Annotated in this window: 7 protein-coding genes; 5 read left to right on the top strand and 2 right to left on the bottom strand. The window is 71.1% G+C overall.

The features are described from left to right. Positions 1 to 245: 245 nt before the first annotated feature. A complete protein-coding gene (locus ACZ4TR_RS49290; protein ID WP_364529459.1) occupies positions 246 to 767 on the bottom strand; it encodes a YflT domain-containing protein in 522 nt (173 codons plus the stop codon). A gap of 211 nt (positions 768 to 978) precedes the next feature. On the opposite strand from ACZ4TR_RS49290, the gene ACZ4TR_RS49285 reads away from it, so the two are divergent. The 4 genes from ACZ4TR_RS49285 to ACZ4TR_RS49270 are packed head-to-tail and all read left to right on the top strand — an operon-like array spanning position 979 to position 5162. After that, the gene (locus ACZ4TR_RS49285) at positions 979 to 2343 is read left to right on the top strand and encodes a glutamine synthetase family protein (protein ID WP_465296148.1); all 1365 of its coding nucleotides are present in this window, start codon (positions 979 to 981) and stop codon (positions 2341 to 2343) included. Beyond that, on the top strand, positions 2324 to 3034 hold the full coding sequence (locus ACZ4TR_RS49280) for a gamma-glutamyl-gamma-aminobutyrate hydrolase family protein (RefSeq protein ID WP_465296146.1): 711 nt from the start codon (positions 2324 to 2326) through the stop codon (positions 3032 to 3034). The genes ACZ4TR_RS49285 and ACZ4TR_RS49280 overlap by 20 nt, the downstream gene beginning before the upstream one ends. Beyond that, on the top strand, positions 3031 to 4395 hold the full coding sequence (locus tag ACZ4TR_RS49275) for an aldehyde dehydrogenase family protein (protein WP_465296145.1): 1365 nt from the start codon (positions 3031 to 3033) through the stop codon (positions 4393 to 4395). Before ACZ4TR_RS49280 ends, ACZ4TR_RS49275 begins: the two co-directional genes overlap by 4 nt. Next, positions 4395 to 5162, top strand: coding sequence for a 3-oxoacyl-ACP reductase (locus tag ACZ4TR_RS49270; protein WP_465296144.1), 768 nt, complete (start codon positions 4395 to 4397; stop codon positions 5160 to 5162). Before ACZ4TR_RS49275 ends, ACZ4TR_RS49270 begins: the two co-directional genes overlap by 1 nt. On the opposite strand, the gene ACZ4TR_RS49265 is transcribed toward ACZ4TR_RS49270, so the two are convergent. Beyond that, complete coding sequence (locus ACZ4TR_RS49265; protein ID WP_364529447.1) at positions 5159 to 5356, bottom strand: hypothetical protein; 198 nt, start codon at positions 5354 to 5356, stop codon at positions 5159 to 5161. The genes ACZ4TR_RS49270 and ACZ4TR_RS49265 overlap by 4 nt on opposite strands. 72 nt (positions 5357 to 5428) lie before the next feature. Between ACZ4TR_RS49265 and ACZ4TR_RS49260 the strand changes: the two genes are divergently transcribed. Further along, on the top strand, positions 5429 to 6721 hold the full coding sequence (locus ACZ4TR_RS49260; protein WP_465296143.1) for a helix-turn-helix domain-containing protein: 1293 nt from the start codon (positions 5429 to 5431) through the stop codon (positions 6719 to 6721). Positions 6722 to 6858 lie beyond the last annotated feature (137 nt).

Genomic DNA, 6858 nt, shown 5'->3' with positions numbered 1-6858 from the left:
AACGCCACATTGGGTGCGTGGGACGCACCGAACGCCACATTGGGTGCGTGGGACGCACCGAACGCCACATTGGGTGCGTGGGACGCACCGAACGCCACATTGGGTGCGTGGGACGCACCGAACGCGGCGTTGGGTGCGTGAGACGCACCCAACGCCACATTGGGGCCGCTCCCCGCCCTGGACCCCGGATGCGACGAAGGCCGCCTCCGGAGGTGTTCCGGGGGCGGCCTTCGCTCGTAAGTGCGTCAGTGGCCGAAGGCGCTGCGCGCTGCGAGGTCCGCCAGGAGCGCACGTCCCTTCTCGGCGTTGCGGGGCTGGGACAGGACGTCGTACCTGCGGGCCACCAGCTGGCTCTGGGAGATGAACCCGCGCTTGTTGCGGTTGGCCGCGTACCCGAGTGCGCCGAACAGCAGGTTGAACCCGAGACCGGCGACCAGGCCGATCACGATCGGGACCAGGCCCGCTCCCGGGTTCAGCAGGCTCAGCACCAACCCGAGGAACACGCCGAACATCGCGCCGGACGTCGCCGCGCTGCCCAGGACCTTGCCCCAGGACATCTTGCCGGCGATGCGCTCGACGAGCATCGGCTCCACGCCCACGATCGTGACGTCGGTGACCGGGAACTCCGCGCCCGCGAGGTGGTCGACCGCGCGCTGCGCCTGCTCGTAGGACTCGTAGGAACCGATCGGCCAGCCGGTGGGCAGGGTGGGCAGCTGGGGCCGCGCCTGCTGCTGTCCGATCGTGCTCTGCTGCGTGAATGTGGTCATCGATCTCACCTCTCCTGCCCCGTACAACGTGCGAGTACCCCGGATTCCTCCCTTCGCGCGGAATTCACAGGCTCTTCTCAGCCGGGCAAACCGCGCATACCGACAGCAGATTCAAAGGGTCAAGAAAATACCTTTGTTCCGGTTGACCCGCCGGGCGTGACCGGGTAGGAAGAACCCGCAAAGGATTCGCATCAAACCTTTGGGGCGGCTGATGGCACGCAGACGAGGCATGCTCACGCTCGACGAGCTCCGGGCGCGCGTGGACGCGGGCACGATCGACACCGTGCTCGTCGCGCTCACGGACATGCAGGGCAGGCTCCAGGGCAAGCGCTGCTCGGCCGAGTACTTCCTGGACGAGGTCGTCGGGCACGCCACCGAGGCCTGCAACTACCTCCTCGCCGTGGACGTCGACATGAACACCGTCGACGGCTACGCGCTCTCCTCCTGGGACAGCGGCTACGGCGACTTCGTGCTGCGTCCCGACCTCGAAACCCTGCGCGAGATCCCCTGGCAGGAGGGCACCGCGCTGGTGCTGGCCGACGTCGAGCGCGTCGAGGGCGGGCCGGTGCCGGTGTCGCCGCGCCAGATCCTGCGCCGGCAGCTCGAGCGCCTCGCCGAGCGCGGGCTCGCCGCGTACGTCGGGACCGAGCTGGAGTTCATCGTCTTCGACGACACCTACGAAGCCGCCTGGGACAAGCGCTACCACGGGCTCAAGCCCGCCAACCAGTACAACGTCGACTACTCGATGCTCGGCACCGCCCGGCTGGAGCCGCTGCTGCGCCGCATCCGCAACGACATGGCCGGCGCCGGGCTCTACCCGGAGTCCGCCAAGGGCGAGTGCAACCCCGGCCAGCAGGAGATCGCCTTCCGCTACACCGACGCGCTGAGCACCTGCGACAACCACAGCGTCTACAAGAACGGCGCCAAGGAGATCGCCGCGCAGGAGGGCAAGAGCCTCACGTTCATGGCGAAGTACGACGAGCGCGAGGGCAACTCCTGCCACATCCACATCAGCCTGCGCTCCACCGAGGGGCGCGCGGTGCTCTCGGGCGACCACGACCACGGCTTTTCGACGCTGATGGAGCAGTTCCTCGCCGGCCAGCTCGCCGCGCTGCACGAGCTGACGTACTTCCTCGCCCCGAACATCAACTCCTACAAGCGGTTCGTGCCGGGCAGTTTCGCGCCGACCGCGATCGCGTGGGGCACCGACAACCGCACCTGCGCGCTGCGCGTCGTCGGCCACGGCGAGTCGCTGCGCGTCGAAAACCGCGTGCCGGGCGGGGACGTCAACCCCTACCTCGCCGTCGCCGCGCTCATCGCCGCCGGCCTGCACGGCATCGAGAACGAGCTGGAGCTGGAAGAGCCCTTCACCGGCAACGCCTACCACTCCGGCCGGCGCACGGTGCCGACCACGCTGCCCGAAGCCGCCGCGGCGCTCGCCGGCAGTGAGCTGGCCCGCGAAGCGTTCGGCGAGGACGTCGTCGAGCACTACCTGAACGCGGCCAAGATCGAGGTCGACGCCTACAACGCCGCCGTCACCGACTGGGAGCGGGTTCGTGGCTTCGAACGACTTTAGGCCGGTGATCGGGCTCACCACCTACCTCGAGTCCGCCAAGTTCCTCGTGTGGGAGACGGAAGCCGCGCTGCTGCATCGCGTCTACGTCGACTGCGTCGTCGCGGCGGGCGGCATCCCGGTGCTGCTCCCGCCGGTGAGCGACGCGTACGACCGGCTCGTGTCCACAGTGGACGGCCTGGTGCTCACCGGCGGCGCCGACGTCGAACCGGAGCGCTACGGCCAGGAGCAGCACCCCACGACCTACACCCGCCCGAACCGCGACGCCTTCGAGTTCGGCCTGTTCGCCGCGGCCCGGCGCCGGGGCAAGCCGGTCCTCGGCGTGTGCCGCGGCCTGCAGGTGATGAGCGTCGCCCTCGGCGGCACCCTGGTCCAGCACCTGCCCGAGGCCCGCGGGACCACCGAACACCAGCCCGCGCCCGCGACGTTCGGCCGCGGCATCGTCACGCTCGCCGAGGGCAGCCGGGCGGCGGCGATCCTCGGCCGGGAAACCAAGACGCTCTGCTACCACCACCAGGCGATCGACCGGCTCGGCGCGGGCCTCGAACCGGTCGGCCGGGCCGCCGACGGCACGATCGAGGCCGCCGAGGTGCCCGGCGAGTTCACCCTGGGCGTGCAGTGGCACCCCGAGCAGGACAGCGACGACGTCCGCTTGTTCGAAGCGCTCGTCGACGCGAGCAGGAGGCAGGAATGACCAGCTTCGCCGTGATCAACCCCGCCACCGAAGCCGTGGTGCGGTCGGTCCCGCTGACCAGCGCCGAGGAGACCGACGCGGCGATCGCCCGCGCCCAGGCGGCGTTCCCGGCGTGGCGCGACGTCACCCCCGGCGACCGCGCGCGGCTGCTGCGCCGCTTCGCCGACGCCGTCGAGGCCGACCTCGAGCACCTCGCGTGGCTCGAGGTCGAGAACTCCGGGCACACCATCGGCAACGCGCGCTGGGAAGCGGGGAACGTCCGGGACGTCCTCAACTACTACTCCGCCGCGCCGGAACGCCTGATCGGGAAACAGATCCCGGTGCCGGGCGGCGTCAACGTCACCTTCCAAGAGCCTCTTGGCGTCGTCGGCGTGATCGTGCCGTGGAACTTCCCGATGCCGATCGCGGGCTGGGGCTTCGCGCCCGCGCTCGCGGCCGGCAACACCGTCGTCCTCAAGCCCGCCGAGCTGACGCCGCTGACCGCGATCCGGCTCGGCGAGCTGGCGCGCGAGGCGGGCATCCCGGAGGACGTCTTCCAGGTGCTGCCCGGCAAGGGATCCGTGGTCGGGCAACGGTTCGTCGACCACCCGGGCGTGCGCAAGGTCGTCTTCACCGGCTCCACCGAGGTCGGCAAGCAGATCATGGCCGGCTGCGCCGCGCAGGTGAAGCGCGTGACGCTGGAGCTGGGCGGCAAGAACGCGAACATCGTCTTCGCCGACTCCGACCTGGAGAAAGCCGCGGCGACCGCGCCCTACGGCGTCTTCGACAACGCGGGCCAGGACTGCTGCGCGCGGTCGCTGATCCTGGTGCAGGCGAGCGCGTACGACCGCTTCATGGAGCTCTTGGAGCCCGCCGTGCACGGCGTCGTCGTCGGCGACCCCGGCGACGAAAAGACCGAGATGGGCCCGCTGATCTCGGCCGCGCACCGCGAGAAGGTCGCCTCCTACGTGCCGGACGACGCGCCCGTCGCCTTCCGCGGCAGTGCGCCCACCGGGAGCGGCTTCTGGTTCCCGCCGACCGTCCTCACCCCGCCCGACCTGCGGCACCCGGCCGTGGCGGACGAGGTCTTCGGCCCGGTCGTCGCCGTCGTGCCCTTCGCCGAAGAGGCCGACGCGGTCCGCATGGCCAACGCGACCGAGTACGGCCTGTCCGGCTCGATCTGGACCCGCGACGCCGGCCGCGCGTTCCGGGTGGCGCGCGGCGTCGAAGCCGGCAACCTGTCGGTGAACTCGCACTCTTCGGTGCGCTACTGGACGCCGTTCGGCGGCTTCAAGCAGTCCGGCCTCGGCCGCGAGCTGGGCCCCGACGCCGCGGCGGCGTTCACCGAAACCAAGAACGTCTTTCTCAGCACGGAGGAGTAATGGTCCAGCGTTTCGAAGGCCGCGTCGCGGTGATCACCGGCGGCGCGAGCGGCATCGGGCTCGCCTCGGCCCGCCGGCTGGCGAGCGAAGGCGCGAAGGTCGTCATCGCGGACCTGACGCCGGCCGTGGGCAAGGCGGCCGCGGACGAGGTCGGCGGCGCGTTCATCCAGACCGACGTCACCGACGCCGAGCAGGTCGAGAACCTGTTCCACAGCACGGTCGAGCAGTTCGGCTCGGTCGACGTCGCGTTCAACAACGCCGGCATCTCCCCGCCGGAGGACGACTCCATCCTGACCACCGGCATCGAGGCGTGGGAGCGGGTCCAGCGCGTCAACCTGACGTCGGTCTACCACTGCTGCAAGGCCGTCCTGCCGCACATGCAGCGCCAGGGCAAGGGCTCGATCATCAACACGGCGTCCTTCGTCGCCGTGATGGGCGCGGCGACGTCGCAGATCTCCTACACCGCCTCCAAGGGCGGGGTGCTCGCGATGAGCCGCGAGCTGGGTATCCAGTTCGCGCGGGAGAACATCCGCGTCAACGCGCTGTGCCCGGGGCCGGTGAACACGCCGCTGCTCAAGGAGCTCTTCGCGAAGGACCCGGAACGCGCGGCGCGGCGGCTGGTGCACGTGCCCGTCGGCCGGTTCGCCGAGCCCGAGGAGATCGCGGCCGCGGTCGCCTTCCTGGCCAGCGACGACGCCAGCTTCATCACGGCGTCGCAGTTCCTGGTCGACGGCGGCATCTCCGGCGCGTACGTCACCCCGCTCTAACGCTTGGTCGGTTTCTTGACGCCGTAGACCTCCCGCAGGTAGTTCCAGGCGGCGTTGAGCTTCTTGCGCTCTTCGGAGACGAGCCGTTCGCGGCGGCGCAGCACGCGGACGGCGATCTCGGAGGCGAGGAAGGCGCCGGCGGCGAAGGTCAGCACGCCGACGATCAGGGTCAGGGCGATGATGGTGGTCGTCATGGTGACCAGCGTCGATGCCGCGTGGGCGATTCGTCCCTGCGCAAAGCTAGCCGGTTTCGTTAGCTTTGTGAGGTGACGCACTGGCGCGCCGACGAGTGGGCGGAAGCGGTCCGGACCGGCATCCGGGCGCGGGGGCTTTCCCTGGACGAGGCCGCCCGCCGCATCGGCGTCCCGACGTCGACGTTGCGCAGCTGGATCGAGCACCGGCACGCGCCGAAGGTGACCGTCTTCGACCACTGGGCCGAGCTCGCCGAGGTCACCGGGCTCGGGGAAGCCGAGCTGCTGCGCGTCGCCGGTGTCCTGCCCGACTCGCTCGCTTCGCCGGTGCACGTCGCCCAGGCGGCGAAGGCGCTGCGAGAAGGCATCGACCAGGCCGGGCAGTTCCTCCGGCAGGCCACGGCGCTCGTCTACTCCTCACCCGGCACCCAGGTGGCCAACCTGATCGCCGCGTCGCCGATCGACTGGGAGATGCGGATCCGCTCGGCGACCCGCGGCGACGAGGTCCGCGTCACCTACCACCACTACGTCGGCGTCGTGCCGCCGCGGGACTTCCCCCACGACGACGCCGAGGTGCGCCGGATCCTCGAGCACGACGTCCTCGGCGAGCTGTGGCGGCCGCTCGGGCTCTACTGGCGGGTCGCCGAGGTGCACGACTGGCACGAGCCGCCGCGGCTGGTGATCCAGGTGCCGGAGCAGGAGGCGACGCGCCCGCCCGTGCCGTCGCCGGTCGTCGCCGCGCCGCCGGTCGTGGTGCTGTCGCCGATCTGGGGGTACGGCGAGCTGCTGGCTTCGCTGGTCGCCGACGGCCTCGGGTTCGGCAACGTCGACTTCCGCTACTTCGGCCTCCCGGACGCGATGGCCGACCGCGTCCGGATCACCGCGCGCGAGCTGGCCGAGCCCGCGCCGCGGCTGGTGCACTCGGTGCCGCCGATCATGCTGCTGCACGGCCTGGCCGTGCCCGGCCTGACCGGCCGGCTCCCGGTGGTGGTCCGCTACGGGCCTCGCATGCGGGCCCGCGCGGCGCGGATCTACCGCGAGCCGCTGCTCGAAGCGGGGTTCGCCGACCCGCTCGACGGTGCCCGCGCGATCGAGGAGGCGATCTCCGTCCCCCCGGGTTGCTCGTACTTCGAGGTGACCCTGGCCGACGAAGACGTGTTCGAGGGCGACCGTCCCTCGCTGGACCGGCTCAACGACACGGTGGCGTGGCTCGCCGAGCAGATCGTCGAGCAGGTGCTGCTGGACGCCGGGCACCCGCCGGTGCCGCTGGGCGGCCCGCTGAAACGCCTGGTCCTGCCCTCGGGCCGGGTCCGCCGCCCACCGGTGCTGGCCGGCCAGGTGGTCCGCCGGGTCGCCGGCGAGCCCTGACCCAAGCGCCCCAATGTGGCGTTCGGTGCGTGGGACGCACCGAACGCCACATTGGGTGCGTCTGACGCACCCAATGCCACATTGGGGCGCTGGGGTCTCGGCGGGTTCTCAGCGGGCGTCGGGTTCCGGGTTGCTGC

Source organism: Amycolatopsis sp. NPDC028719 (assembly GCF_055565395.1).
Note: the sequence above shows the minus strand (reverse complement) of the source record. Positions and strands in the feature narration are given on the sequence as shown.

What these genes read in the sequence shown, in the direction of transcription:
- ACZ4TR_RS49290 (WP_364529459.1), bottom strand. Translation starts at nt 767, where the DNA reads ATGACCACATTCACGCAGCAGAGCACGATCGGACAGCAGCAGGCGCGG.
- ACZ4TR_RS49285 (WP_465296148.1), top strand. Translation starts at nt 979, where the DNA reads ATGGCACGCAGACGAGGCATGCTCACGCTCGACGAGCTCCGGGCGCGC.
- ACZ4TR_RS49275 (WP_465296145.1), top strand. Translation starts at nt 3,031, where the DNA reads ATGACCAGCTTCGCCGTGATCAACCCCGCCACCGAAGCCGTGGTGCGG.
- ACZ4TR_RS49270 (WP_465296144.1), top strand. Translation starts at nt 4,395, where the DNA reads ATGGTCCAGCGTTTCGAAGGCCGCGTCGCGGTGATCACCGGCGGCGCG.
- ACZ4TR_RS49265 (WP_364529447.1), bottom strand. Translation starts at nt 5,356, where the DNA reads ATGACGACCACCATCATCGCCCTGACCCTGATCGTCGGCGTGCTGACC.